The 25857-nt window shown below is 62.4% G+C and carries 23 protein-coding genes and 1 pseudogene; 17 read left to right on the top strand and 7 right to left on the bottom strand.

From position 1 onward, the window contains the following. The first annotated feature begins 7 nt into the window (after positions 1-7). From nadD to SJI03_RS03415, 8 genes are all read left to right on the top strand, one after another. Positions 8-655: a nicotinate (nicotinamide) nucleotide adenylyltransferase gene (gene nadD / locus SJI03_RS03450; protein WP_322426260.1), complete on the top strand. Its 648-nt coding sequence runs from the start codon at positions 8-10 to the stop codon at positions 653-655. Beyond that, positions 656-1345, top strand: coding sequence for a ribosome silencing factor (gene rsfS / locus SJI03_RS03445; protein ID WP_322426259.1), 690 nt, complete (start codon positions 656-658; stop codon positions 1343-1345). A 6-nt stretch (positions 1346-1351) separates the two neighbouring features. Next, entirely contained in the window at positions 1352-1822 is a 471-nt protein-coding gene (gene rlmH / locus SJI03_RS03440; RefSeq protein WP_035821794.1) for a 23S rRNA (pseudouridine(1915)-N(3))-methyltransferase RlmH, read from the top strand. Positions 1823-1830: 8 nt separating this feature from the next. Next, on the top strand, positions 1831-2451 hold the full coding sequence (locus tag SJI03_RS03435) for a Maf family protein (protein ID WP_322426258.1): 621 nt from the start codon (positions 1831-1833) through the stop codon (positions 2449-2451). Positions 2452-2494: 43 nt separating this feature from the next. Continuing rightward, positions 2495-3958, top strand: a complete 1464-nt coding sequence (rng, locus tag SJI03_RS03430) for a ribonuclease G (RefSeq protein ID WP_034747098.1) — start codon at positions 2495-2497, stop codon at positions 3956-3958. 19 nt (positions 3959-3977) lie between these two features. Beyond that, on the top strand, positions 3978-4829 hold the full coding sequence (locus SJI03_RS03425; protein ID WP_322426257.1) for a retropepsin-like aspartic protease: 852 nt from the start codon (positions 3978-3980) through the stop codon (positions 4827-4829). Between the two features lie 5 nt (positions 4830-4834). Next, entirely contained in the window at positions 4835-5620 is a 786-nt protein-coding gene (locus SJI03_RS03420) for an AraC family transcriptional regulator (protein WP_322426256.1), read from the top strand. Between the two features lie 73 nt (positions 5621-5693). Beyond that, positions 5694-6320, top strand: a complete 627-nt coding sequence (locus tag SJI03_RS03415) for a LysE family translocator (RefSeq protein ID WP_322426255.1) — start codon at positions 5694-5696, stop codon at positions 6318-6320. Here the strand turns inward: SJI03_RS03415 and SJI03_RS03410 are convergent. Further along, entirely contained in the window at positions 6296-6835 is a 540-nt protein-coding gene (locus SJI03_RS03410) for a hypothetical protein (RefSeq protein WP_077408222.1), read from the bottom strand. The two genes, SJI03_RS03415 and SJI03_RS03410, sit on opposite strands and share 25 nt — an antisense overlap. Before the next feature lie 73 nt (positions 6836-6908). After that, complete coding sequence (locus tag SJI03_RS03405) at positions 6909-7934, bottom strand: LacI family DNA-binding transcriptional regulator (protein WP_322426254.1); 1026 nt, start codon at positions 7932-7934, stop codon at positions 6909-6911. 206 nt (positions 7935-8140) lie between these two features. On the opposite strand from SJI03_RS03405, the pseudogene SJI03_RS03400 reads away from it, so the two are divergent. The 4 genes and pseudogenes from SJI03_RS03400 to SJI03_RS03385 all read left to right on the top strand — a co-directional run. Further along, a pseudogene (locus tag SJI03_RS03400) lies at positions 8141-9379 on the top strand (malic enzyme-like NAD(P)-binding protein); the annotation flags it as partial. A 251-nt stretch (positions 9380-9630) separates the two neighbouring features. Beyond that, positions 9631-10845 (top strand): O-antigen ligase family protein, encoded by a 1215-nt coding sequence (locus SJI03_RS03395; protein WP_322426253.1) that lies wholly within the window; start codon positions 9631-9633, stop codon positions 10843-10845. A 50-nt stretch (positions 10846-10895) separates the two neighbouring features. Continuing rightward, the gene (msbA, locus tag SJI03_RS03390; RefSeq protein WP_322426252.1) at positions 10896-12629 is read left to right on the top strand and encodes a lipid A export permease/ATP-binding protein MsbA; all 1734 of its coding nucleotides are present in this window, start codon (positions 10896-10898) and stop codon (positions 12627-12629) included. Between the two features lie 35 nt (positions 12630-12664). Further along, the gene (locus SJI03_RS03385) at positions 12665-13765 is read left to right on the top strand and encodes a glycosyltransferase family 9 protein (protein ID WP_322426251.1); all 1101 of its coding nucleotides are present in this window, start codon (positions 12665-12667) and stop codon (positions 13763-13765) included. A 15-nt stretch (positions 13766-13780) separates the two neighbouring features. On the opposite strand, the gene SJI03_RS03380 is transcribed toward SJI03_RS03385, so the two are convergent. The 4 genes from SJI03_RS03380 to SJI03_RS03365 all read right to left on the bottom strand — a co-directional run bounded on the left by SJI03_RS03380 (position 13781) and on the right by SJI03_RS03365 (position 18164). Further along, positions 13781-14392: a response regulator transcription factor gene (locus tag SJI03_RS03380; protein ID WP_322426250.1), complete on the bottom strand. Its 612-nt coding sequence runs from the start codon at positions 14390-14392 to the stop codon at positions 13781-13783. After that, on the bottom strand, positions 14379-15974 hold the full coding sequence (locus SJI03_RS03375) for an ATP-binding protein (protein ID WP_099378198.1): 1596 nt from the start codon (positions 15972-15974) through the stop codon (positions 14379-14381). Before SJI03_RS03375 ends, SJI03_RS03380 begins: the two co-directional genes overlap by 14 nt. Before the next feature lie 118 nt (positions 15975-16092). Then, positions 16093-17481: an ATP-binding protein gene (locus SJI03_RS03370; protein ID WP_099378141.1), complete on the bottom strand. Its 1389-nt coding sequence runs from the start codon at positions 17479-17481 to the stop codon at positions 16093-16095. Continuing rightward, positions 17478-18164: a response regulator gene (locus SJI03_RS03365; protein ID WP_099378199.1), complete on the bottom strand. Its 687-nt coding sequence runs from the start codon at positions 18162-18164 to the stop codon at positions 17478-17480. Before SJI03_RS03365 ends, SJI03_RS03370 begins: the two co-directional genes overlap by 4 nt. 157 nt (positions 18165-18321) lie before the next feature. On the opposite strand from SJI03_RS03365, the gene SJI03_RS03360 reads away from it, so the two are divergent. From SJI03_RS03360 to SJI03_RS03345, 4 genes are all read left to right on the top strand, one after another. Continuing rightward, on the top strand, positions 18322-19143 hold the full coding sequence (locus tag SJI03_RS03360) for a MipA/OmpV family protein (RefSeq protein WP_322426249.1): 822 nt from the start codon (positions 18322-18324) through the stop codon (positions 19141-19143). A 103-nt stretch (positions 19144-19246) separates the two neighbouring features. After that, positions 19247-19786, top strand: a complete 540-nt coding sequence (locus SJI03_RS03355; RefSeq protein WP_099378143.1) for a universal stress protein — start codon at positions 19247-19249, stop codon at positions 19784-19786. A gap of 54 nt (positions 19787-19840) precedes the next feature. Further along, a complete protein-coding gene (locus SJI03_RS03350) occupies positions 19841-20839 on the top strand; it encodes a VirK/YbjX family protein (protein WP_322426248.1) in 999 nt (332 codons plus the stop codon). A gap of 133 nt (positions 20840-20972) precedes the next feature. Next, a complete protein-coding gene (locus tag SJI03_RS03345) occupies positions 20973-21203 on the top strand; it encodes a DUF6139 family protein (RefSeq protein WP_099378145.1) in 231 nt (76 codons plus the stop codon). Between the two features lie 63 nt (positions 21204-21266). Here the strand turns inward: SJI03_RS03345 and dnaE are convergent, their stop codons facing one another. Then, the gene (gene dnaE, locus SJI03_RS03340) at positions 21267-24806 is read right to left on the bottom strand and encodes a DNA polymerase III subunit alpha (protein ID WP_322426432.1); all 3540 of its coding nucleotides are present in this window, start codon (positions 24804-24806) and stop codon (positions 21267-21269) included. A 137-nt stretch (positions 24807-24943) separates the two neighbouring features. Between dnaE and SJI03_RS03335 the strand changes: the two genes are divergently transcribed. Then, positions 24944-25843, top strand: coding sequence for a sulfurtransferase (locus tag SJI03_RS03335; RefSeq protein WP_322426247.1), 900 nt, complete (start codon positions 24944-24946; stop codon positions 25841-25843). The last annotated feature ends 14 nt before the right edge of the window (positions 25844-25857 follow it).

The following is a 25857-nucleotide window of genomic DNA, read 5'->3' as shown; positions in this document are numbered from 1 at the left end:
GGCATGCGTGGCGCTGCTGGGCGGCAGCTACGATCCGGTGCATATGGGCCATGTCGCGCTGGGCACGCATTTTTCCAGCCTGCTGCACGCCGATGAACTGCGCGTGATTCCGGCCGGCGCGCCCTGGCAAAAGGGCAATCTGGGCGCCACCGGCCAGCAGCGCGCCGAGATGGCCGGCCTGGCGTTTACGGGCCTGCCGCTGCCGGTCGTGATCGACCGCCAGGAAATCGAGCGCAGCGAACATGGCCAGGCCAGCTACACCATCGATACCTTGCGCCAGGTACGCGCCGAGCTGGGAGCGCGCGCTTCCATCGTTTTTCTGATGGGTGCCGACCAGCTGCAGCGGCTCGCGACATGGCGCGAATGGCAGCAATTATTTGAATACGCGCATATCTGCGTCGCGGCCCGCCCCGGCTTCGCGCTGAATGACACCGCAGTGCCGCAAGTGGTCGCCGACGAGTTTTCGCGCCGCCTGGGGTCACTGGAAAGCATCCGCAACACGCCGCACGGTCTGACTTATCTGGCACAGGACTTCGCGGTGGATATCTCCGCCACCGAAATACGTGCGGCATTACAACGGGGGAATCGGGCAAACTCGCTTGTTTCCCCGCTAGTGCTAGACTATATTGAACAACATAATTTATACAAAAGCTAAATGGACATCAAAAAACTGCAAACCCTCGTCGTTGACGCCCTTGAAGACGTCAAAGGCCAAGACATCGCCGTCTTCGAAACGAGTCACCTGACCAGCCTGTTCGACCGCATCGCGATCGTCTCCGGTACCTCGAACCGTCAAACCAAGGCGCTGGCCGCCTCGGTGCGCAACAAGGTCAAGGACGCCGGCGGCGACATCATCGGCATGGAAGGCGAGGACACCGGTGAATGGGTGCTGGTCGATCTGGGCGACATGATCGTGCACATCATGCAAGCACCTATCCGCGCCTACTACCGCCTGGAAGAAATCTGGGGCGACACCCCGATCAAACTGGGCGCCGCCAAGCGCGCGCCGAAAAAAGCGGCCGGCGACGAGCCGAAAAAGGTCAGCGGCCATCTGGCAGCGAGCAAGGCCAATGTGGAAGCTTCGCCCGTGATCGAGAAAAAGACACCGGCCAAGAAAGCCACGGCAGCCACCGCCGCCAAGAAAGCCCCGGTAAAGAAAGCCACCGCTTCCAAAGCCGTCGGCAAGACCGTGAAAGTCGCGCCAACCAAGACCGAAGCGGCTGCCGTCAAAGCACTGAAAGCGCTGCCAGAGAAAAAAGTGCGCGCCCCACGCGCGGCCAAGCCGGCAGCCGATGCTGCACCGGCAAAAACCGTGATCAAGCGTATCAAAAAAGTCGAAGCGTAAGCCTCGATGCAGCTCATCATCGCTGCGGTCGGCCATAAAATGCCGGCCTGGATAGAGACGGGCTTCGCGGAATACGCGAAGCGCATGCCGCCGGAATTGCGCATCGTGCTGAAAGAAATCAAGCCGGTGGAGCGTTCCGGCAGCAAGACCGCCGCCACGGCGATGGCGCTGGAACGCGAACGCATCGAAGCCGTCCTGCCCAAGGGCGTGCGCATCATCGCCCTCGACGAACGCGGCAAGGACCTGACCAGTGTCGGCCTGTCGCAGCAGTTGATGACGTGGCAGCAGGATGGCCGCGACACCGCCTTTCTGATCGGCGGCGCCGACGGTCTCGATCCGCAACTCAAGGCACGTGCCGAAGGCATGCTGCGCATTTCCAGCATGACCCTGCCGCACGGCGTGGTGCGCGTGATCCTCGCCGAGCAGCTGTACCGCGCCTGGTCGATCACGCAAAACCACCCCTATCACCGCGTCTGAACTCCCCCATGAAAACGGCTGATCACAAGATCTACCTCGCCTCCAAAAGTCCGCGCCGGCGCGAACTGCTGCGCCAGATCGGCGTCGATTTCGAATTGCTGCTGCTGCGCAGCGACGGCCCGCGCGGCGCCGACGTCACCGAGGAAGTCCTGCCCGGCGAATCGGCGCTCGACTATGTTGCCCGCGTATCGAATGAAAAGGCCGCTTTCGCCTGGGACCTGGTGCGCCGCCGCCACCTGACCCCGCGCCCCGTGCTGGCGGCCGACACCACCGTCACCATCGACGGCGTCATCCTCGGCAAACCGGCCGACCGCGCGGAAGCAGTGGCGATGCTGCAGCAGCTGTCTGGCCGCACGCACGAGGTGCTCACCTCGATCGCCGTGCACTACAAGGATTTCGCCGAGCAGCGCACGCAGGTGTCGCAAGTGCGCTTCGGCGTGCTCTCGCCCGCCTCGATCGCCGCCTACTGCGCCACGCCGGAACCGTACGACAAGGCCGGCGGCTACGGCATCCAGGGCAGCGCCGCGCTGTTCGTCGAGCACATCGAAGGCAGCCATTCCGGCATCATGGGCCTGCCCCTGTACGAGACGGCGCAATTGCTGCGTGAAGCAGGTTTGCCCCTGCCCTGATCCCGAGTATGATGTCATTCGTTGCCTCCACTCCCGCGCCTCCATGAACGAAGACATCCTGATCAATATCACGCCGCAAGAAACGCGCGTCGCCCTCATCCTGCAGGGCGCCGTGCAGGAATTGCACATCGAGCGCACGCTCACGCGCGGCCTGGCCGGCAATGTGTATTCCGGCAAGGTGGTGCGCGTATTGCCGGGCATGCAGTCGGCCTTCATCGACATCGGCCTGGAGCGCGCGGCCTTCCTCCACGTGGCCGACATCTGGGAAGCGCGCGGCCACGACGGCCAGAACGCGACACCGGCGCCCATCGAAAAAATCCTCTTTGACGGCCAGGTGCTGACGGTGCAGGTGATCAAGGACCCGATCGGCACGAAAGGCGCGCGCCTGTCGACGCAGATTTCCATCGCCGGGCGCATGCTGGTGTACCTGCCGCAGGACAAGCACATCGGCATCTCGCAGAAAATCGAAAAGGAAGCGGAGCGCGAGCAGTTGCGCGTGCGCCTGCAAAGCCTGCTGCCGCCCGACGAAAAGGGCGGCTACATCGTGCGCACCATGGCCGAGGACGCTTCCGACGCGGACCTGAAGGCGGACGTCGACTACCTGAGAAAAACCTGGAGCACCATCACGCACGGCGCGCGCACGCGTCCCGCCACCAGCCTGCTGCACCAGGACTTGAGCCTGGCGCAGCGCGTGCTGCGCGACTTCGTCGGCGATGAAACGGCCACCATCCAGGTCGACTCGCGCGAAAACTATGTGAAATTGCGCGAATTCGCGGAAATCTACACGCCCAGCGAGCTGACGCGCTTGCAGCACTACACGGGCGAGCGCCCGCTGTTCGACCTGTATGGCGTGGAAGAAGAGATCCTGCGCGCGCTGGGCCGCCGGGTCGACCTGAAATCGGGCGGTTACCTGATCGTCGACCAGACGGAAGCAATGACCACCATCGACGTCAACACGGGCGGCTTTGTGGGCGGGCGCAATTTCGCCGACACGATTTTCAAGACCAACCTGGAAGCGGCGCACGCCATCGCCCGCCAGCTGCGCCTGCGCAACCTGGGCGGCATCATCATCCTCGACTTCATCGACATGGACAACGCCGAGCACCGCAACGCCGTGCTGGCCGAACTGAAACGCACCTTGTCGCGCGACCGCACCAAGGTTTCGGTGAGCAATTTCTCGCCGCTGGGCCTGGTGGAAATGACGCGCAAGCGCACGCGCGAGTCGCTGGCCCACATCCTGTGCGAACCTTGCCCCGCCTGCGCCGGCAAGGGACAAGTCAAGACGTCGCGCACGATCTGCTATGAAATCCTGCGCGAACTGCTGCGCGAAGCAAAACAGTTCAACCCGCGCGAATTCCGCATCCTCGCCTCGCAGGAAGTCGTGGATCTGTTCCTGGAAGAAGAATCGCAGCACCTGGCCATGCTCGGTGACTTCATCGGCAAGAAAATCTCGCTGCAGGTGGAGAATGCCTACCACCAGGAGCAATACGACGTGATTTTGATGTAGTCCATTGCGCACGCTGACCATGAAAACAAACGCTGCCCTGTGCCTGTTGCTGCTGTGCGCATCGGCGGCCCTGGCCGCTGCCAACGCCACGCTCCCCGTCACCCTCGCCAAGGGTACGCCCGTGGTGCAACTGGACCTGAACGGCAAGACGCTGCCGTTCGTGCTCGACACGGGTGCAAGCACCAGCCTGCACCTGACGCCGGAGGTCGCGCAATCGCTACCGGGGCTGGCCTACACAGGCCGGCAACGCAAAAGCATCGACCTGGCTGGCAAGGTTCATGCATCGGACGAATTTCTCGTCCCCGCGCTGACCGTCAACGGCTTGCCATTCGCTGCCATGCAAGGCGTCATTCTGACGCCATGGGGCTTGTCGCTGGGCGAGCAAAAGGGCTTGCCGGCAAATATGTCCGTGCTGGGATTGAATTTTTTTGCTGGCAAGCGGGTCGTGTTCGACCTGCCAGCAGGCACCCTGCAGATCAGCGCCGGCGATGGCGCCGCGCCACCTGCCGGATGGCTGGCAGTGCCATATGAGCGCATCGATGAAGGTTTGCTGCTGCATCTGGCCGACGGCAAGAAAACCTATCGCCTGGTGCTCGACACGGCCGCCTCCATTTCCATTATAAAAAGTTCGGCAGCCGAAGCGTTTTCTCGCGTGGAAAAATGCGCTTTCAAGCTGGGGCCCGGGCTTCCCTGCCGCACGATCACACTGCCGCTGCCGGGAGGAAAAAGCATCTCGCCCCTGTTGATGGCGTTGCCGGATGAATTCAAGGCAGATGGCATATTGGGCACGGATTTCTTCAGGCAAATGCCTGTGCTGTTCGACCTGCAGCATCAAATGCTGTATTTGCGCCCGCCCGCGCCGGCTGCTTGACGCCTATGTACGCAAGCAATAACACCACTGCCTTCTGGCGCGATCCAGCCATGCCCCACGTGGAGAGCCGGCGCGCCTGCCACAGCCGGGCGTGCTACAAGCCGCACAGCCATCCCACGTTTTCCATCGGCGCCGTCGACGCTGGCGGCAGCATCTTTACGGGCAGCAAAGACGGCAAGGTCGCCCTCGGCAATGGCAGCCTGGTGCTGGTGCCGGCCGGCTGCGTGCATGCCTGCAATCCACTGCCTGACGCCCTGTGGAGCTACCAGATGCTGCATCTCGATGCGCAGTGGCTGCAAGCACACGCGCCGGGGCTCGATGGCGATACGGCGGCGGTGCTGCACTGCCCGCTGCTATACGCGCAGTTTTGCACCATGAATGCGCGGCTGTTTTCAACGGCCGGCGCGGCAGAGAAAAATGCGGCGCTGCTGGCGTTTCTGCGCGCCTGCGTCAGCGCCTATGCAGACCCGCTGCCGTCGGAACGCAAGCCGGTGCCGCAGCAACTGGCGCCCGTGCTCGAAACGCTGCAGGCGCAGCCCTCGGCCAGCCTGCGACAACTGGCGCAAGCGGCAGGCCTGAGTCCTTATCAATTGATCCGCGCCTTTCGCGCCGCCACGGGCCTGACGCCGCACGCCTACCAGTTGAATGCCCACGTCAACCGCGCGCGCAGTCGCTTGCAGGCGGGGACGGCGCTGGCCCAGCTGGCGCATGAGCTGGGCTTTGCCGACCAGAGCCATTTGCAACGCGTCTTCAAGGCGCATGCTGGCATCACGCCGGGACGCTATCGCTAGCCTGCAATTTTCTTCAATACGCGCCAGCGGCACCATTGCATACTCGCCTCCATATCGTTCAGGAGCGCAAGCCATGCAGGACTTTTTATTCATCGCCGCCGCCCACTTTCTTTCCCTGCTGTCGCCCGGCCCCGATTTTTTCCTGATCGCGCGCACCTCGCTGGCCCACGGTTGGCGCGGTGCCGCCGGCACGTGCATGGGCATTACCGCAGCCAATGCGGTGTTCATCGTGGCGGCGTTTGCAGGACTATCGGTGCTGCGGGCGGGCAGTACGGCATTCATGGTGGTGCGGCTGGCAGGATGCGCCTATCTGCTGTATCTGGGCTGGCTGTTCCTGCGCCACGCGGGCAAGAGCAGCCTGGAAGCCGCGTCCGCCACCGGCAAGGCGCGCTGGCGCGGCGGTGTCGCGATGGGGTTTGTCTCGGCCATCCTGAACCCCAAGAATGCGCTGTTCTACGTCAGCCTGGCCACCGTGCTGGCTGGCAGGCAAACGAGTCCCGCCGCGATGGCGGCGTATGGCGCGTGGATGGTGTTTGCCGTGCTGGCGTGGGATATGGCGGTGGCGCTGGCCATCGGCAGCAGCGCCCTGCGGCAGCGCTTTGCCCGCGCGCTGCCGTCACTGGAACGGCTATCGGGCGTGATGCTGATCGTGCTGGCGCTGGTGCTGCTGGCCGATCAGGCTGGCAGCGGATCCAGGTAAAACACGGCATACACTTTCAGGGGCGTCGTTTCCGTCGCTTTTTCCGAGCGCACCACGGAGCAGTCGTCGGCAGCCAGGCTGCGCCAGTTCTGGATGCCCGCCTTGGCGAACATCGCGTGCGCGGGGGCATTCGCGGCCAGGTCCAGCACCAGGCAGGCGTTGCGCGGACCGGCCCCGTAGTTGACGGCGCGGATCTCGATGCCGAAGGTCGTCATCCACGGCTCCCACAATCCCTTTTCCTTGCCGGCCGCCATGCGCTCGAGCATCTCGCCAAAGCTCAAGCCTTTCTTGACGGTGCTGCGCAGGGCCTCCAGCGACGGCGCCAGGCGGGGATCGGGCTGCTTGTTGCCGGCGCGAATTTCAGCGATCGCCTTCAGTTCCTTGATGATGGCCGCATCGCGTTCCGTGTAGTCGCGCATGCGCGCGTAAAACTCGGCGTCGAGGAAGGGATTGACGGTCAGCTTGGCGACGCCCTCTTCGCGGCGTTTCGGGGAAGGCGTGTTGGTTTTGGTCATGGCGATAGAGGGGCAAAATACGTTGAGGGGCGCCAGTGTACCACCTTGCAGCGGCGCGGCCCCAGGCGCGGCCTCAGCCCCGGGGAACGGCCGTCGATTCGCGCACCACCAGTTCAGGTTTCAGGCGCACGTCGAGCACCGGGGAATCGGGCGAGTCGATGGTTTGCAGGATCAGCCTGGCCGCTTCCGTGCCGATGCCGTGGTGGCGGATGCGGATGGTGGTCAGGGGTGGGCGGATCATGTCCATGTAGGGCATGTCGTTATGGCCCACCACGGAAATATCTTCGGGGCAGCTCATGCCCAGTTCGCGGATGGCGTCATAGCAGCCGAGGGCCACCAGGTCGCTGCCCGTCACCACGGCCGTCGTCCGCGGCGACTGGCGCAGCAGTTCCAGCAGGGCCGCCTTGCCGCATTCGCGCGAATAGCCGCTGCTTTCAAACACGAACGCTTGCGAGGGATCGAGTTCGCTGGCCTGGATGGCGGCCAGGAAGCCGAGGCGGCGCACGTGGCCCGTGGACAGGTTTTCCGGGCCGGCAATGTGCGCGATATGGCGGTGGCCCAGCGCCAGCAAGTGTTCCACGGCCAAACGCATGCCGACCACGTCGTCGCTGACGACGCAGGAAGCGACGCCCGTCTCGTCGCTGCGGTTGACGGTGACGACGGGCACGTTCTGGTCGATGCACATCTTGATGACGGGATCGTCGCGGCGCGCCGTAGCCAGGATCAGGCCGTCAACCTGCTGCCCCAGCAGGCGGTTGATGACGAACAGCTGCTCTTCCTCGTCGGCGCCCACATTGGCGACGATGGCCAGGTAGCCATGCTTGCGCAAGCCTTCCTCGATGCCCAGCAGGATAGGCGGGAACACCGCGTTGGTAATATCGGGCAAGACCACGCCGATGATGCGCGACTTGCGCGTGACGAGGGTGGAGGCGGCGCGATTCGGCCGGTAGCCGAGCCGAGCCGCTTCGGCCAGCACGCGCGCGGCCACCTCGACGCTGACCATTTGCCGCGTTGCCGGGTTCATCACGCGCGAGACGGTGGAAAAGTGCACGCCGCTGGCCCGCGCGACGTCGCTTAAGGTGGGGTTCTTGTTTGTCATGGGCTTCCCGGATCGCAATGTGGTGATTTTATCGTAAAAATTCCTCTTCCCGTCAAAAACCGAGCAAACGCTTGCATTGAAATAATACCGTCGCCCAAAGCGGTTTTGAGACTCTTAAGTACAATCCAGCCTTGACAGCGTGCAAACGCTTGCATAACATGGCCCGGATTGACCACTCGGGCCTGGTTGCCCTTCCCAGAATTCTTATGTCTACTTCGCACAGCAAGCACGCCGAACAGAACGGCGAAACTTTCAACCTGAAAGAAGCCGCCCTCGCCTATCACGCCGAACCTCGTGCAGGCAAGATTTCCGTCACGCCAACCAAACCGCTGGGCGACGCGCGCGCGCTGACCCTCGCGTACTCGCCAGGCGTGGCCTTCGCCTGCGAAGCGATCGTGGAAGATCCGCGCACAGCCGGCATCTACACCTCGCGCAGCAACCTGGTGGCCGTGATCACCAATGGCACCGCCGTGCTGGGCCTGGGCGATATCGGTCCGCTGGCCAGCAAACCGGTAATGGAAGGCAAGGCTTGCCTGTTCAAGCAATTTGCCGATGTCGATGTGTTCGACATCGAACTGGCCGAGAACGATCCCGACCTGTTTATCGACACCGTGGTGCGCATGGAGCCGACCTTCGGCGGCATCAACCTGGAAGACATCAAGGCGCCGGACTGCTTCTACATCGAACAGCAATTGCGCAAGCGCATGAACATTCCCGTCTTCCACGACGACCAGCACGGCACGGCCATTATCGTCGCGGCCGGCATCCTGAACGGCCTGGAACTGGTGGGCAAAGATATCGGTAACGTCAAAGTAGCCGTATCGGGCGCCGGCGCGGCGTCGATCGCCTGCCTGGACTTGCTCGTCTCACTGGGCCTGAACAAGTCGCTGCTGAAAGTATGCGACAGCCAGGGCGTGATCTACCCGGGCCGCGATGCCAGCATGGAAGAGAACAAGGCACGCTACGCGAATGACACCAGCGACCGCGACCTGGCCGACGCGATGGTTGGCGCCGACATCTTCATCGGTGTCTCGAAGGGCGGCGTGGTCAGCGCGCAGATGGTCGAATCGATGGCCGCCAAGCCTTTGATCTTCGCCCTGGCCAATCCGCATCCGGAAATCGCCCCGGAAAAAGTGCATGCCGTGCGCGACGACGCCATCGTGGCCACGGGTCGCTCGGACTATCCGAACCAGATCAACAACGTGCTGTGCTTCCCGTACATCTTCCGCGGCGCGCTCGACGTGGGCGCCACCACCATCAACGAGGAGATGAAGCTGGCCTGCGTGCGCGCCATCGCCGCGCTGGCCAAGGAACCATTGCCGGGCCATACCACCAGCGCGCTGACGCCGCTGCAACTGATTCCATCGCCGTTCGACGAGCGCCTGCGCAGCTGGGTCGCGCCAGCCGTGTCGCAAGCGGCCATCGCCACCGGCGTGGCCACCCGCGTGCCAGCCAACGCCTGAGACGCATGACCGGCCTGCCGGTCTTGGCAAAATAACAGCAAGTTACCATTGCTTACAAAAAAACCATGACTAAAAACCATGGTTTTTTTCATTTCCCCCTTGAGATCGCCCATACAGTTATCAAAGAGCAAATTCCATGGAACGTTTTTGTTGCCACCTTCGATTACAATGACGTCTACTTTATGTTGCTACAGTTGCCATAATGGCGACGACATGCGTTACCAAGGATTTTCATGCTCGGCCTGACTTCTGTTTGTGTTTTTCTTTTTTTTGCATTGGCGCTGGCTGTCAACAGCGGATACTCCCTTGGCGCGCTGGTGCTGCTGCTGGCCAGCAGCTGGCTGTTATGGAAACGCCCCCGCCTGCATCTGCAGCGCCGAGATTATCTGATGCTCGTTACGCTGCTGCTGTACTTCTTCATTTTTACCGCCAACATGCTTTATCACGCCGATCCAGCGCGCGAACTTGACATCCCGCTACGTGCACTGCTGGCCGCGCCAGTGATGCTGCTGCTGCTCGCGTATCCACCGAGGCCATCAGCATGGTGGAGTGGCGTAGCCATCGGCGCCATGACTGGAGCAGCACTGGCATTTTGGCAGTTAATCGTACTGCACCTCGAACGTCCACAAGCTGCAACCAGCAATGCAATTCACTACGGCAATGTCAGCATGCTGATGGGCATGCTGGCCCTGTGCGGGCTGGGCTGGGCACGAGAGCAGCGCCATCGTATGGTGTGGTCCATCTTTTTACTGGCCGGCGCTCTGGCCGGAGTCCTCGGCTCTATCGTCAGTGGCAGTCGCGGCGGTTGGCTGGCCTTGCCTGTCTGTGCAGGCATCATCGTGCTGCATCACGCAAAAACCTCTGGAAAACGGCATATTATCCGAGCGCTAGTCGTGCTCGTCGCGCTGGCCGCAGTGACATACGCAATGCCCGATTCCCAAATACGCAAGCGCGTGCATACCGCTGTTGAAGAGGCGCAAAATTTCCAGTATGGCGCTGATCTCAAATGGTCTTCCGTCGGGCAACGCCTTGAAATGTGGCGCACGGCTTTGCTGATCTCCCGCGACCATGTATTGGTCGGCGTTGGCCGCACTGGTTACCTGGAGGAAAAGCGCGTCTTGATGGCTGAAGGCAAGATGAGCAATATCATCAGCGAGTACACCAACGCCCACAACGACTACCTCGATGCCTTGGTCAAGCGCGGCATCGTCGGCGTAATGGCCTTGTTGGCACTCTTCCTCGTTCCGTTGTCCCTGTTTGCCCGCGCCCTACGCCACAGTGCCCCTGCAACCCAGCCATATGCGCTGGCAGGCGTGGTACTGTGCACCTGCTATATGATTTTTGGCCTGACGACAAGCTCGCTAACCTTGAATATCGGCATCATCATGCTGGTCTTCCCGATGGTGATACTGTGGGCCATGCTGCGTCAGCAGGAACGCATTGCCTGAGCTTGTTTTTCGCCTGACCGTTTTTGCTGTCCCTGCAAGGAACCATACCGATGCTCACGCCCGACCTGAAGCGCCTCACCGCACTGCACGCGCCCTATAAGAAACACCTGGCCCTGGCCTTGCTGGCGATGGTCGTCACGGCGGCCACGGAACCGCTGCTGCCGTATGCGCTCAAGCTACTGCTCGACAATGGTTTTGGCGGCAAGGTGAATTTTTCCTTCTGGCTGGTGCCACTGATCGTCATCGGCATCTTTGCCATGCGCGGCGTGTCCACCTTTGCCAGCAGCTACCTGATGAGCTATGTCTCCACACGCATCCTCAACGAGTTGCGTCGCAGGATGTTTGCCAGCATGCTGAACCTGCCCATCGACTTCTACAACACGCACACGGTGGGCAAAGTCATCAACTCCATCATGTTTGAAGTGCAGCAGATCATCGAAATGGTGACCAAGGTGTTTACCTCGATCGTGCGCTCCTCGCTGACCGTGCTGGGCCTGCTTGCATGGCTGCTGTATCTGAACTGGGCGCTGACCCTGGTCACCCTGGTGCTGCTGCCCGTGCTGACCATCGTCGTGCGCACCACGGGCAAGCGCCTGAAAAAACTCAACCGCGACTCGCTGGCCGTCAATGCCGAGCTGACCCAGGTCATCGAGGAAACCACGCGCGCCCAGCAAGTAATCAAGATCTTCGGCGGCCAGGACTACGAGAAATCGCGCTTCGAAGAGCGTGCCGAGCAATTGCGCCGCTACAGCATGCGCATGACCACGACCTTTTCCGCCACCGTACCCATCACCCAGGTAATCACGGCCGCCGCCGTGGCCCTGGTCATCGTGATGGCCCTGTTCCAGTCGGAGCAGGGCCAAATCACGGTCGGCGGCTTCGTCTCCTTCATCACGGCCATGCTCATGCTGCTGACACCGTTAAAACAGCTGGCCGAAGTCAACGGCCCCCTGCAGCGCGGCATGGCCGCCGCCGAGGAAGTCTTCCAGCTGATCGACAAGACGCCGGAACGCACGGGCGGCATGCCGCTCGCTGGCCGCTGCAGTGGCCGCATCGAATTCAGGGACGTGAGCTTTGCCTACCCAGGACATCAGGAGCCGGCCCTGCGGCATATCGATCTGAGCATCGCGCCAGGACAAACGATCGCCTTTGTCGGCATGTCCGGCGGCGGCAAATCGACCCTGGTCAGCCTGCTGCCCGGATTTTACTCGGCCAGCAGTGGCGAAATCTTGCTCGATGGGCAGAATATCGACGCCATCGCCCTGACCAGCCTGCGCAGCCAGATCGCCATGGTCAGCCAGCAGGTGGTGCTGTTCGACGATACCCTGGCCGCGAATATCGCATATGGCGATGCGGCACCGGACCGGCAGCGCATCGAAGCGGCTGCCGCGGCCGCCTTCCTGTCGGACGTCATCGACGGCTTGCCCGATGGCCTGGAAACGCGTTTGGGCGACAACGGCTCGCGCCTGTCCGGCGGCCAGCGCCAGCGCGTGGCCATCGCCCGCGCCATCTACAAGGATGCGCCCATCCTGATCCTCGATGAAGCGACCTCGGCACTGGATACGGAAGCGGAACGGGCCGTGCAAGCGGCGCTGGAACATCTGATGCAAGGTAAAACCACCCTCGTTATTGCGCATCGGCTATCAACAATTGAACGTGCGGACCGTATCGTGGTATTGTCACATGGGAAAATAATGGAAACCGGCAGTCACCAGCAATTATTGGATGCCAACGGCGCCTATGCCAATCTGCATCGCCTGCAATTTTCCCAGCAAGTGGCTTGACACCATCGAATGAATACCTGAAATCGTACTGATACATGACGCCTTTGATTCCCGCCGAACTTCTACAAAAGTCGGACAAAATTCTTTTCATCGCCCATCTGGCGCTGGGAGACTTTACCTACCTGCAAAACGGTTTCCGCGCCTTTGCCGCGGCCTATCCCCATATTCAGATCCACCTGTGGGTCGACGAAGTGCGCCGCACGTCCGACGCGAAACAATGGGAAAGCCTGCGCACCTATTCGCTGTATGACTGGGTAGAGCAGTCGGGCCTGTTCGCCAAGGTGTACCGCAAGACCTACAGCCCGGCGCTATACGAAGAGTCACTGCGCGAAGCCAAGGCGGAACACTATCCCATCGTCGTGTCACTGGCCCACGTACGGCCACAGCAGTACGCGGATCTTGCCCGCGCGATCAGCCCGAACGGGCTGGTGATCGGCACGCGCAAGCCGTTCAGCCCGCTACGCCCCTGGCATTACCTGGCCTATCGCAAAATCGATGCCGTGCTGGCCTCGTATGCGGGACAGGATGCCGGCGAGCACCATATCAGCAGCGTGTACGCGGACTGGTTCCATCAATTGACGGGACTCGACATTCCCGTGGCCGAACGCTATCCCTTCGTGCACATTCCCGAACAGGCGCTGCATCAAGCGCAGGCGCAGCTGGCCACCTGGGGCTTTGCCCCGCGCCAGGGTCCGCTCGTACTCCTGAACCCGTTTGCAAAGTCGCACAAGCGCGGCTGGCCGCTGGAACGCATCGCCGAGCTGATCGCGCGCATGCAGGCGATGCCGAAGTGGAAAAATGCCTGCTTCCTGATCAATGCCATGCCGCAGGAACTGGCCAAGGTGGATGCCGTCGTGCAGGCGCATGGCTTGCCGCGCACGCAAGCTTTCAGCGCCGTCGACAACTTTTTTCAACTGCCAGCCATGCTGGCGCAATGCGACCTGATCATTTCAGTGGAAACGTCGATCATGCACCTGGCGAACGCCGTGCATGTGCCCGTGGTGGCATTGATGCGCAAGAAGAATCCGGAATGGGCGCCGTTCGACAGCGCCAACAGCACCGTCATCACGGTGGCGCGGCGCAGCGACTGGGTCAAGGCGATTTCAAGCGATCAGGTATTGCAGACCATCGCCTAGACCACGCTGCAGCGGCTAGCCGCTGCCCAGCATGCTGATGCGCACCAGGTCGGCCACATTATCGACACCGAGCTTGTCCATCAGGCGCGCCTTGTGCACTTCCACCGTACGCACGGAAATGCCCAGTGCAGGGGCGATATCGCGGTTGTGCTGGCCCGTCACCACCAGTTGCATCACTTCCCGCTCGCGCGGCGTCAGAGCGCGCAGCAAGGCTAACCCCTCCACCTGGCGCAGCAATTGGCTGCGCGCATGCGCCTCGCGCGAAAACGCTTCCTCAATGGCGGCCAGCAGCTTGTCGTGGTCAAACGGTTTTTCCAGGAAATCGCTGGCCTGCGCCTTGAAGGCCTGGCGCGCCAGAGTGACGTCGCCATGTCCCGTGATAATAATGACGGGCAGCATGCATTTAAGCTCCAGCAAGCGGCGCTGCAGGCTCAGGCCATCCATGCCCGACATGCGGATATCGACCAGCAGGCAGCCGGCCCACTCTGGCCGCCAGCTGTGCAGGAAATCCTCGCCGCAGGAAAACAGGGCCGTGCGGTAACCGCGTATGCCCAGCAGCAAACCCAGCGCATCGCGCACGGCGGGATCGTCATCCACAATAAACACCGTCAAATTACTTGTCACCATACTCTCCTGTAGCGGCCGCACTGGCGCGCGCCAGGGGCAGGACAAAACGAAAAATGCCATGCTTGCCCACTTCGGCCCATAGCTGGCCGCCATGCGCTTCGACGATGCTGCGGCTGAGCACCAGCCCCAGCCCCAGGCCGCTGGCCTTGGTCGAGACGAACGGTTCGAACAGGCGTGCCGCCAGGCTGTTGGAAATGCCGGGCCCGCTATCTTCCACGGACAGCCGCAGCCGCCCGCCTTCGAGCCGCTCGGCCGAGACCGTGATGCGGCGCCGGCCGCGCGGCTGGCCCATCACCGCATCCTGCGCATTGGCCAGTAAATTACGCAACACCAGCTCGATTTGCAGGCGGTCGGCATTGACGGCCAGCGGCGACGGCGGCGCCAGCACCAGCTCGATGCCATGCTCATGGAACAGCGGCGTGAACTGGCGCGCCATGCCCTCGATCAAGGCGCCCGCCTCCACCGCTTCGAGCTGCATCGCGCCCGTGCGGAAAAAGTCGCGCAGGCGGCGCACCACGTCCGCGGCGCGTCCCGATTCCACGATCATGTGCCCCACTGCGCCCTGCAGCAAGGCGCCCGTCTCTCCCCGTTCCAGCAAGTATTCGCACGCTTTGCCATAGGTCGACAAGGCCGTCAGCGGCTGGTTCAGCTCATGCGCGAGCGCGGCCGCCATCTCGCCGGCGGCCGCCAGGCGCATCGTGTGTTTCAGTTCGTCGGCCACCTGGCGCATTTCATCGACGACGATGCCGATAAAAAATCCCACCAGCGCCAGCACGGCATCGAGCAGCTGCAATTCATAAAACTGGATATCGACCGCATGCGTCCATTTCACCAGGGTGATGATGCACAGTTGCAATACAAACACGGCCAGCACGGCGCCATGCAAGCCCTGGCGCGAGGCGGCCCAGATCACGGGGAGAAACAGGAAATAGAAATGCTTGTATTCGGAACGCACGATGGAACCGAAAAGGCTCCACAGCACGAAACTGGCGAGGGCCAGATACGCCAGGGTTTCCCAGCGCCACACGGCGGCATGCAGGCGCTCACGCCCCCGTTCGCTGAACAGCACCCAGATCAGCGGCATCGATACCAGCATGCCGACCATGTCGCCGATGCCGAAGCGCCAGACTGCCGTCCCCCATTCGCCGGCCGGGATGCGTCCCGTCAGCGACAGCAGGGAAATGTAGCCAAGCGCATTGAGCACGGTGCCAAGCAGCACGATGGCAACCCAGGCGCTCAGGCGGCGCCGGTTGTCGAAGATATCGCTGCTGCTGAAACTGCGGCGCAAGACTGCGCCCATACCGCCATAGCCGAGCACCAGCCACGCCGAACAGAGCAAGGTCAGGGGCAGGCCTGCCGGCATGCCGCGCACCAGCACCTCGCCGGCCACCAGGGCGATAAACCACGGCAGCGCCGCCTTGCGGCCGTGGATCAGCCAAAATACCAGGCCCAGCGCGGGATCCGGATTCCAGGGGGTAATGTTGAGCCCGTACATCGGATCGATATACGTGGCCCAGTCAAATAGCAGATACAGGCCGACAAAGGCGGGATACGGCAGGTAGCGGGACAGGAATGGGCGCATAACGGTGTTTTTTAACTGTCCCGCATTATGCATCGCAAGCCTGCGCCACGCCATGCCATCTTGCGTTATAAGCACATGAAATAATCTTCATGCAATGCCGCAAGGGGCGCCAGCGCAGTCAGGCCTCGGCCAGCGGCAAGCGCACCTCCACCAGCAAGCCCAGACCGCCATTGCCTCTGTGCAACTGAATCGTGCCGCCGTGCTGGCGCACGACGGACGCGACAATAGACAAGCCCAGGCCGCTACCCGGCTGCGCCTGCTGCGGCGCGCGGAAAAAACGGTCGAATACGCGCTCATACAGTGCCGGCGCGATGCCCGGTCCCTGATCGGCCACATGCAACACGGCCTGGCCCCGCTCCGCATGCAGCGACACCGTCACGCTGCTGCCGCGCGGGCTGTACTTGATGGCGTTCTCCACCAGGTTGTCGATCAGCGAGACCAGGCTCTCGCGCTGTCCGGCTACGCTGAGCGAGACGCTGGCTTGCAATTCGAGCTCGATATCGCCCGCCTGGGCCAGGCCGGACAGAGCCGCCAGTCGGTCTTGCAGCAAAGTATCGAGCGCCTGCCGCCGCGGCAACTCTCCCCCGCCCGCCTGCACTTCGCTGCGCGTGAGCTGCAGCAGCTGGCCTACCAGACGGGTGGCGCGGTTGCCGCTGTTCAAGATACCGTCCAGCAGCTCTTGCTGGCGTGCATCGTGCGCCTGCCCCTGCAAGGCTTCGACATTCACGCGCATGGCCGCCAGCGGCGTGCGCAGCTCATGCGTGGCGTCGGCGATGAAGCTGCGTTCGCGCGCCGCACTGGCATCGACCCGCTGCAGCAGGGCATTGATATTGTCGACCAGCGCCGCCAGTTCGCCATGCGGCGGCTTGAAGGCCAGCGGCCGCAAATCCTGCGGTCCGCGCGCCGCCACTTCCTGCGCCACCTTGCGCCATGGGCGCATGGCCAGGCGAATCGACAGCCAGGCCGGCACCAGCAGGAACGGCAGGCTGATCAGCAGCGGCAACAGGTAGTAGCCGCGTGAATTGATCGTGATGAAAAATTGCCAGGCGCCGCCCACCTCCAGCACCGTCACGCGCGTGGCCCCTTCGGACAGGCTGCGGCTGCGCCAGGCCTGGCCCTTGATATACACCACCTCCATCTGCTCGGGCCCGGCGCTGCGGATGCCGCTGGGCGCTGCGGGGGACTTGTAGACCAGCTTGCCTTCGCGCCAGACGAGGATACGCGGCGCCAGCTCCGGCACCTGCCCCATTTCAAATTCCTCGCGCAAGGCTTCGTCGATGGCGCGCAAGCTTTGTTCCTGGCGCTGCGGCTGCTCCGCCAGGTTATCGGCCACGCTGATAATGGCGTGCAAGACGCCGCGGCTCACAGTACTCGCTTCGCTCGTTCCCTCGAACAGCACATACGCCACGGCCAGGCTCCACAGCACGGTCAGCATCAGCATTTGCGCCATCATCAGGCGGCGCACCAGGGTGGGCCGGCGCAGCATGGCCCAGAAACGCCCCATCATGCGCCGGCACCGGGCGAAGTGGATGTCTCGCCCTGCTGGTCGATGACATAGCCGACACCGCGCACGGTACGGATATATCCCTCGCCGATCTTGCGGCGCAGGTTGCCCATATGCACATCCAGGGTATTGCTGGCATTCGCCAGCCCGCCGGGCAAGATATGCTCTTCCAGCACGCGGCGCGTGATGACGCGATTGGCGCGCATCAGCAAGGTCTTCAGCAGGGCATATTCACTGGCCGTCAACTCCACGGGCCGTCCATGCACGCTGACCCGGCGCGTGGGCACCTGCAGCAGCAGGCCGCGCAATTCGATGGTGTCGCCATCGAAGCCATAGCTGCGGCGTGCCAGGGCGCGCACGCGCGACAACAGCTCGGCCAGCACGAAGGGCTTCACCAGGTAATCGTCGGCGCCGCCGTCCAGGCCCCGCAAGCGCTGTTCCAGCGTATCGCGGGCGCTGAGGATCAGCACCGGCAGGCGCGCCGCGCGCAGCCGGGCCAGCAAATCAAGGCCATCGCCGTCGGGCAAGCCCAGGTCCAGCAACACCAGCTCACAACTGTCGTGCTCGATGCTGCGCGCCGCATCCTCCAGGCTGCGCACCCAGACCACTTGCATGCCCTGGTCGCGCAGGGCGATCCGCACGCCATTGCCCAGGTCCATATCGTCTTCAATCAGCAGTATCTTCATGGTGAGTATTAAACCACCGCAAGCTGAAGAATGGGTAAAGAAGCGCTCTTCATACAATCTTAATAAAAGGCTCATTTTTCCTTCATGGCAAGGATGGATACTGTCGGCAGTCAATCGAGCCACTCCGGCCTCGGTTCTCCACCTGACGGAAAACACCATGCACGCACCCACAACCCTGCTGACCGCGCTGGCACTCGCCAGCGGCATGATCCTCAACCCGCTGGCCGCCGCGGCGGCCGAACCCGCTGCGGAAAATGTCTTCACCATCGGCGGCGGCGTCGCTGCCGTGTCCAGCTATTCCGGTGCCGACAAGCTGTCGGCCTCACCCCTGATCATCCTTGATTACGCCATGGCCAATGGCTTGTTCATCAGCACCTCGCGCGGCCTCGGTTATGGCGGCCAGGCCGGGCCCTTCAGCTACAGCGCCGCGCTGGGCTACCGCGGCAAGCGCGAAGACCACAAGCGCACGGGCATCAACGGCTTCGGCGGCAGCGATTATCTGAAGGGCATGGGCGAAGTCAAGGGCAACGCCAGCGCCCTGCTCAGCGCGGGCTATTCGCCCTTGCCGGGCCTGTCACTGAGCGTGTCGAGCGACATTCCCCTGTCGAATCGCGAAAATGGCGCGAATGTGCATTTCGGCGCGACAGGCCAGATCTATGGCCGGGCCGACGCCAAGGGCGTGCAGCAGGACAGCGTGAGCATCGGCGGCCAGCTGGGCTGGGGCGAGCGCAAGTACGTGCAGACCATGTATGGCGTGACGGCCACCCAGGCTGCGAATACCTCGTTCAAGCAATACACGCCCAAGGGTGGTTTCTATGAAGCCCAGGCCACCGTCAACTGGGAGCACCGCTTCGATGCGCGCTGGGGCATCAATACCCTGGTCGGCGTCGAGAGCCGCCTGGGTGACGCGGCCAAGAGCCCCATCGTGCAGCGCAAGACCTCCCCGATCGGTGCCGTGTATGTCACCTACCGCTATTAAAACAAGCGCGGCATAAGGGGAACCCGTACGCTGTTTCGCCAATTTACAGGGCGCGGGGGCATGGATAAGATGAACTGGTTTTTCCACCACGGCCACTCCTTCCATGCATGCATCGCGCCTTGCCCCGCAACGCCACCGCGCCCCGGACAGCGCCGCGGGCGCCTGCGGCAAGCCGGGCCAGGATACCTTGCTGCTGCTCTTGCCCGTCAAGCGCGCCAGCGACATCATCTACGGTGCGCGCTACGCCAGGCGCCTGCAGGAATGGGGCATCCAGGTCAGCGTCAGCCTGCTGCACGTGACACCGGCGCCAGCGCGCCGGACAGATGGCTTGCCCCAGCACAGCGCCGGCGCATGCCATGCGCTGGACCTGGCCACGCAGCAGATGATGCACGAGGCGGGACTGTATCTGAGCCGCTCTCAACTCGCCTTCAGCACGCATATTTTTGCCGGCGAGCTGCTGTTTACGATCCTCGATACGGCCGAACTGCTCGGTTGCCACGAAATCGTCCTGCCAGCCCTGCGCCATAGTCCCTGGCAGCGCCGTTTTTCCGGTGCGCTGGCGCGCAAACTGGCGCGCGCCACGCGCAGCGCCACGGTATTGCTGGCCGACACCGACGGCATGAGCGGGCCGCCGCCGGCCTGAAGCGCAGCCAGCACCCTGCGCCAGGCCCATCCACATCCACATGAAAACTCTTTGATGACACAAGCTATTACCCTGCACGCGGGCCTGAGCAATATGCCACCAGGCATGTCCCGCGTACGCGAGCTGCTCAAGCTGCAATTGCGGGCACAGCTGCAGCGCAGGCAGACGCGCATCTGGCTGCAGTTGCTCAATTCCCACCCCGTGTTCCAGGACTTGCTGCAAGCCTACCCGCGCCTGATGCACAAGGTGTACCGCCCTTACCTGAGCACGAACCTGTCATGCCGCCAGCGCGTCGCCTTGCTGGTCGAGCACTATCATTTCATCCTGCAACAAGGCTGGGGCAAGTTGATGACGCAGGCGGCGCGCGCGCCCGTGCGGCTGGGTACCGTACCGGGAAAATCGGGCGCGCCCTACCACCTGCAGCTGTGTTCGCTACAACCGATGGACCGCGAAGGCGAGATGGTCCTGCAACTGGCGCATGGCGATGACGTGATCTACTCGGTCGCGTTTTCCTTTTTCGGTTCCCGCGTGCACGCCAGCATGGGCGTGGGCATCGGCTGCATCCAGGGTCCGCGCGGCGCGGAAGGCTTGCGCCGCGTACGCGAGGCAACCCGCGACCTGCATGGCATGCGCCCCAAGGCCCTGATGGTGCGCCTGGTGCGCCAGCTGGGACATGAACATGGCTGCCGCAATATGGTGCTTGTAGGCAACGCCAACCGCGCCGTCCACCATTCCGCAAAAAAGGGCCGGCTGTTCGCCGATTACAATTCCCTTTGGCAAGAACTTGGCGCGCAGGCACGCAAGGATGGCGATTTTGAGCTGCCATGCGAAAACCTGCCCCTGCCTGTCCTGGAAGACATACCCTCGAAAAAGCGCTCGGAAGCACGCAAACGCCACGAACTGACGCTGGCCATGATCAGCAGCCTGCGTAGCGGCCTCGATACCCATCGCAGCCCGGTGCAGGTCGCCACGGCAGGCGCTGCGAAAGCCGCCAACGAGGTACGGCAAGCGCTCGATCTGGATGACGACGACTACGCCTCCGCTGTCGCCTGAGTGCTCCGGCCACCGCGCGATGGCGCTCCTGCGGCACACGCTTCAACCCATGCGCGGCGCAATCCTGTTACGCTAGCACTATCGGCATGCCCTGCGGTGCGCCGGTTCCCCCAACGCTTACTAGGAGGCACTCATGCGCGTAGACATCTACCGCCGGGCCGAGCACGACGGCATTTTTTCCTATCTCGCCGTGCCGGAAGGAAAGCTCATTCCGGAAGAAGTTACCAATACTGACTGGCAGCTGGAAGTACGCGCCAGCGAAGTGGCCGACGATGCCGAGATCTTGCCCAGCTACCATATCGAACAGCCGCACCAGCAGATCGCCGCCAAAGGCTATGCGATCACAGGCCTGAAAGACATGTAAACGAAAAAAGCCAAACCAGCATGTCTGCGGTTTGGCTTTGTTGCCTGCGCCGGGCGGTGCCGGTCAGTATTCGACCGCCACTTCTTGCGCGCCCAGCATCTGCTCCAGCGCCATCTGCAATTCATCCGATGGCGCCACTTTCCATTCGTCGCCAAACTGCAGCACGCAGCTGACGCCTTGCGGGCTGACCTTGGCGGCGATCGGCAGTCCGTCCGCCGCCCGGTGCGGCATGATCACGTCGCTGATGCGTTTCATGTCCAGCGTCGTGGGCAAGGTCAAGCCCAGCTGGCGGCCATATTGCACGCGCGCGGAGATGATGTCAAAGGCGCTCTCGGCCGTGATGCGCAAGCCGCCCGAAAAACGGTCTTCCGACACCTTGCCCACGACGGCCAGGAATTCATCTTCCTTGAAGATTTTCCGGTTCGAGTCGAACAGTTCGCCGTACACCGTCACCTCCACCGTGCCGCTCTTGTCGTCCAGCGTGACGATGAGGATCTTGCCGCGCTGCGTCATCTGCGTGCGCAAGCCCGTGATGACGCCAGCCATCATGCGCGGTTCGCGCGACGGCGACAGTTCCGACAGTTTCGTGCGCGCAAAACGGCGCGCCTCGGGCGCATACGAATCGAACAGGTGGCCGGACAGGTAAAAGCCCAGCGCAATCTTTTCTTCCGTCAATCGCTGCTTGTCGCTCCACACGGGCACCTTGACGTACTCGGGCGGCGCCACCATGTCGCTGTCGTCGCCGCCAAACAGGCTCACCTGGTTGGCGGCCTTGGCCGCCTGGTCGGCGCATTCCATGGCGAAGGCCACGGACGCGAGCAGGATGGCGCGGTCGACCTTCAGGCAATCGAAGGCACCGCTGCGGATCAGGGATTCGATGGTGCGGCGGTTGATCTGCTTTTTATCCACGCGCTTGCAGAAATCGAACAGGCTCGTAAATGGCCCGCCCGCCTCGCGCGCGGCGATGATGGCTTCGATGGCGTTCTGGCCCGAGCCTTTCACGGCGCCCAGACCATAGCGGATCTGCGTGACTTTCTTGCCGCTCACGGACGGCGCCGCGCCGCTCGGCATGAAGCGGTAATCGGATTCATTGATATCCGGCGGCAACAAGGTCAGCTTGCAGATTTCCAGCGAGTCTTCCACCAGTATCTTGATTTTGTCCGTGTCGTCCATGGCCAGCGACAAGTTGGCGGCCATGAAGGCGGCCGTATGGTGCGCTTTCAGGTAAGCCGTGTGGTACGACAGCAAGGCGTAGGCGGCGGCATGCGATTTATTAAAACCGTAGCCGGCGAACTTTTCCATCAAGTCGAATATCTCGTCGGCCTTTTCCGCCGTCAAGCCATCTTTCGCCGCACCGGCACGGAAGATTTCGCGGTGCTCGGCCATCTCTTCGGCCTTCTTTTTACCCATGGCGCGGCGCAGCATGTCGGCGCCGCCCAGCGAGTAGCCGCCGACGATCTGCGCCATCTGCATCACCTGCTCCTGATACACCATGATGCCGTAGGTTTCGGACAGAATCGATTCCGTGCGCGGATCGGGATAATCGAAACGCTCACCGTGCTTGCGCTTGCAGAAGTCGGGAATCAGGTCCATCGGACCCGGACGATACAAGGCCACGAGCGCGATAATGTCTTCGAAGCGGTCGGGGCGCGCATCTTTCAGCATGCCCTGCATGCCGCGCGACTCGAGCTGGAACACGGCCACGGTCTTGGCCTTGGTCAGCAAGTCATACGATGGCTTATCGTTCAGCGGCAACGTTGCCAGATCGAAATTGGCTTGCGCCGGATCGAGCTGCTTGATGTAGCGCACGGCGCGGTCGAGAATCGTCAGGGTCGTCAGACCCAAAAAGTCGAACTTCACGAGGCCGACGGCTTCCACGTCATCCTTGTCGTACTGCGACACGACGCCCGAGTCACCGCCCTGCGTGTACAGCGGGCAGAAATCCGTCAGCTTGCCCGGGGCAATCAGGACGCCCCCCGCGTGCATGCCGATATTGCGCGTGATGCCTTCGACCTGCTGCGCCAGGTCCAGCAGCTGCTTGACCTCTTCCTCGTTTTCCAGGCGCTCCTTGAGCAGCGGTTCTTCCTCGATGGCATCGGCGATCGACACGGGTTTGCCCGGCTTGAACGGGATCAGCTTCGAGATGCCGTCGCAGAAGTTGTAGCCGAAGTCCATCACGCGGCCCACGTCGCGGATCGCGCCCTTGGCCGCCATGGTACCGAAGGTGGCGATCTGCGAGACCGCCTCCTTGCCATACAAATCCTTGACGTGCTGAATGACGCGGTCGCGCCCTTCCTGGCAAAAGTCAATATCGAAGTCGGGCATCGAGACGCGCTCGGGATTCAAAAAGCGCTCGAACAGCAGGTTGTACTGCAATGGATCGAGGTCGGTAATGAGCAGCGAATACGCCACCAGCGAACCCGCACCCGAACCGCGGCCCGGACCGACGGGCACGCCGTTTTCCTTGGCCCATTGGATAAACTCGGCCACGATCAGGAAGTAGCCGGGGAATTTCATGTTGCAAATCGTGTCCGTCTCGAATTTCAACCGCGACTCGTAGCGCGGACGCTCTTTCTCGCGGCGTTCGGCATCGGGATACAGCTGCAACAGGCGTTTTTCCAGGCCCGCCTGCGATTCGGCGACGAGGAACTGGTCGATCGTCATGCCGGGCGGGGTGGGGAAATTCGGCAACTGCGGCTTGCCCAGGGTCAGGGTCAAGTTGCAACGCTTGGCGATTTCCACGGAATTGGCCAGCGCGGCCGGCAAGTCGGCGAACAGTTCCGCCATGTCAGCCTGCGACAGGAAGCGCTGACTGTCGTTAAAGCGTTTCACGCGCTTGGCGTTGGCCAGCATTTCGCCTTCGGCGATACAGGTGCGGGCTTCGTGGGCAATAAATTCTTCAGGGGAAATGAATTGCACGGGATGCGTGGCCACCACGGGCAAACCCAGCTTGGCCGCCAGGGCCACCGCATGGCGTACCTGCGCCTCCTGGTTGGCCTGGCCGCCGCGCTGGATCTCGACATAGAAATGGCCGGGAAAAATCTCGGCCCAGCGCTGCGCATTGCGCTCGGCCAGGGCCAGGTTGCCATTCTCGATGGCCGTACCAACATCGCCGAAGTGCGCGCCGGACAGCACGATTAAGCCATTCGCGGCGCTTTCGCCCGGGTACAGGTCGTAGGTATTCGTCGCCAGCGCCTGCAGCCACTCGATGCGCAGCTCGGCGCGCCCCTTGTACTGGTTCGTCAGCCAGGCCGTCGACAGCAGTTCGCACAGTTGCAGATAGCCCATGCGGTTCTTCGCCAGCAACAGCAGGCGCGATGGTTTTTCGCGGTTGTCGTCATTCGTGATCCACACATCGACGCCGACGATGGGCTTGATGCCCTTGCCGCGCGCCTCCTTGTAGAACTTGACCATGCCAAACAGGTTCGACAGATCGGTGACGGCCAGCGCCACCTGCTTGTCCTTCGCCGCCGCCTTGACCACGTCGTCGATGCGCACCAGGCCATCGACGATCGAGTACTCCGAGTGCACGCGCAAGTGGACGAAGGCAGGACCGGGCTGCATCGCTTGCTGTGAACCTGCCGGAGCGCCGGCCTCTTGCATTACCATTTCCATCCTGTGTACCGTTTCGTGCAAAATTCAATGGGGTCTATTCTACCGCGTCGCGGGTGCGGACCGGGTATCCCGCCTGGCCTGTCGGGCTTATAATATCGGCTGTTCAGTCTAACCCGATCGCCATCATGCAAGCCATCACCCCAGCAACACCCGCCGTTTCCGCCGCCGTCAGCCCGCCCGCCGCCACGTTTGTCAATATTGCCGCGTATAAATTCATCACGCTAGCCGATACGGAAGCCATGCGTCCCTTGTATCAGGAGCAATGCCTGGCGCTGGACCTGAAGGGTACGATCCTGCTGACGCCGGAAGGCATCAACATGTTCCTGTCCGGCACGCGCGAGCATATCGATGCCTTTCTCGCCTGGGTGCGCAGCGACGAGCGTCTGGCCGACCTCGAGTGGAAAGAAAGCTTGTCGAACGAGCAATCGCACAAGCGCATGCTGGTCAAGCTGAAAAAAGAAATCATCACCATGCGCATGCCGCTGATCAAGCCGGAACTGGGCCGCGCCCCGTCCGTCGACGCGCACACGCTCAAGCGCTGGTTAGATGCCGGCGTCGACGATGCGGGCAAACCCGTGGTCATGATGGAAACGCGCAACGCCTTTGAAGTGGACGTGGGCACGTTCAACAACACGCTTGATTATCGCATCGACAAGTTTACGGAATTCCCGGCCGTGGCTGCCGCCCACAAGGATGAACTGGAAGGCAAGACCGTCGTCACCTTTTGCACGGGCGGCATCCGCTGTGAAAAAGCCGCCATCCACATGAAGGAAATCGGCTACGACAGCGTGTACCAGCTCGACGGCGGCATCCTGAAATATTTCGAGGAAGTGGGCGGCGAGCACTACACGGGCGACTGCTTCGTCTTCGATTACCGCACGGCGCTGAACCCGAAACTGGAACCGACGGAAACCGTGCAATGTTTCGTCTGCCGCGCCGTCGTCACGCCGCGTCAGCAGCTTGCGCCGGAATATGTGTATGAGATGTCGTGCCCGCATTGCTACGGCCGGGATAGCCAAGCTTGAATGGCGATGCAGGC

The organism is Janthinobacterium sp. GMG1 (assembly GCF_034427795.1).
GTDB lineage: Bacteria > Pseudomonadota > Gammaproteobacteria > Burkholderiales > Burkholderiaceae_D > Janthinobacterium.
This window is presented reverse-complemented; position numbering and strand designations above follow the sequence as displayed.

Bases quoted from the DNA above. Each gene is read 5' to 3' on its own strand.
- SJI03_RS03350 (WP_322426248.1), top strand. From the start codon at position 19,841: ATGACACAAGCTATTACCCTGCACGCGGGCCTGAGCAATATGCCACCA.
- rng (WP_034747098.1), top strand. From the start codon at position 2,495: ATGAACGAAGACATCCTGATCAATATCACGCCGCAAGAAACGCGCGTC.
- SJI03_RS03345 (WP_099378145.1), top strand. From the start codon at position 20,973: ATGCGCGTAGACATCTACCGCCGGGCCGAGCACGACGGCATTTTTTCC.
- SJI03_RS03380 (WP_322426250.1), bottom strand. From the start codon at position 14,392: ATGGTGACAAGTAATTTGACGGTGTTTATTGTGGATGACGATCCCGCC.
- msbA (WP_322426252.1), top strand. From the start codon at position 10,896: ATGCTCACGCCCGACCTGAAGCGCCTCACCGCACTGCACGCGCCCTAT.
- SJI03_RS03435 (WP_322426258.1), top strand. From the start codon at position 1,831: ATGAAAACGGCTGATCACAAGATCTACCTCGCCTCCAAAAGTCCGCGC.
- rlmH (WP_035821794.1), top strand. From the start codon at position 1,352: ATGCAGCTCATCATCGCTGCGGTCGGCCATAAAATGCCGGCCTGGATA.
- SJI03_RS03425 (WP_322426257.1), top strand. From the start codon at position 3,978: ATGAAAACAAACGCTGCCCTGTGCCTGTTGCTGCTGTGCGCATCGGCG.
- SJI03_RS03335 (WP_322426247.1), top strand. From the start codon at position 24,944: ATGCAAGCCATCACCCCAGCAACACCCGCCGTTTCCGCCGCCGTCAGC.
- SJI03_RS03360 (WP_322426249.1), top strand. From the start codon at position 18,322: ATGCACGCACCCACAACCCTGCTGACCGCGCTGGCACTCGCCAGCGGC.
- SJI03_RS03415 (WP_322426255.1), top strand. From the start codon at position 5,694: ATGCAGGACTTTTTATTCATCGCCGCCGCCCACTTTCTTTCCCTGCTG.
- SJI03_RS03370 (WP_099378141.1), bottom strand. From the start codon at position 17,481: ATGATGGGGCGTTTCTGGGCCATGCTGCGCCGGCCCACCCTGGTGCGC.
- SJI03_RS03385 (WP_322426251.1), top strand. From the start codon at position 12,665: ATGACGCCTTTGATTCCCGCCGAACTTCTACAAAAGTCGGACAAAATT.
- SJI03_RS03420 (WP_322426256.1), top strand. From the start codon at position 4,835: ATGTACGCAAGCAATAACACCACTGCCTTCTGGCGCGATCCAGCCATG.
- SJI03_RS03375 (WP_099378198.1), bottom strand. From the start codon at position 15,974: ATGCGCCCATTCCTGTCCCGCTACCTGCCGTATCCCGCCTTTGTCGGC.
- dnaE (WP_322426432.1), bottom strand. From the start codon at position 24,806: ATGCAAGAGGCCGGCGCTCCGGCAGGTTCACAGCAAGCGATGCAGCCC.
- SJI03_RS03355 (WP_099378143.1), top strand. From the start codon at position 19,247: ATGCATGCATCGCGCCTTGCCCCGCAACGCCACCGCGCCCCGGACAGC.
- SJI03_RS03410 (WP_077408222.1), bottom strand. From the start codon at position 6,835: ATGACCAAAACCAACACGCCTTCCCCGAAACGCCGCGAAGAGGGCGTC.
- SJI03_RS03405 (WP_322426254.1), bottom strand. From the start codon at position 7,934: ATGACAAACAAGAACCCCACCTTAAGCGACGTCGCGCGGGCCAGCGGC.
- SJI03_RS03395 (WP_322426253.1), top strand. From the start codon at position 9,631: ATGCTCGGCCTGACTTCTGTTTGTGTTTTTCTTTTTTTTGCATTGGCG.
- rsfS (WP_322426259.1), top strand. From the start codon at position 656: ATGGACATCAAAAAACTGCAAACCCTCGTCGTTGACGCCCTTGAAGAC.
- SJI03_RS03365 (WP_099378199.1), bottom strand. From the start codon at position 18,164: ATGAAGATACTGCTGATTGAAGACGATATGGACCTGGGCAATGGCGTG.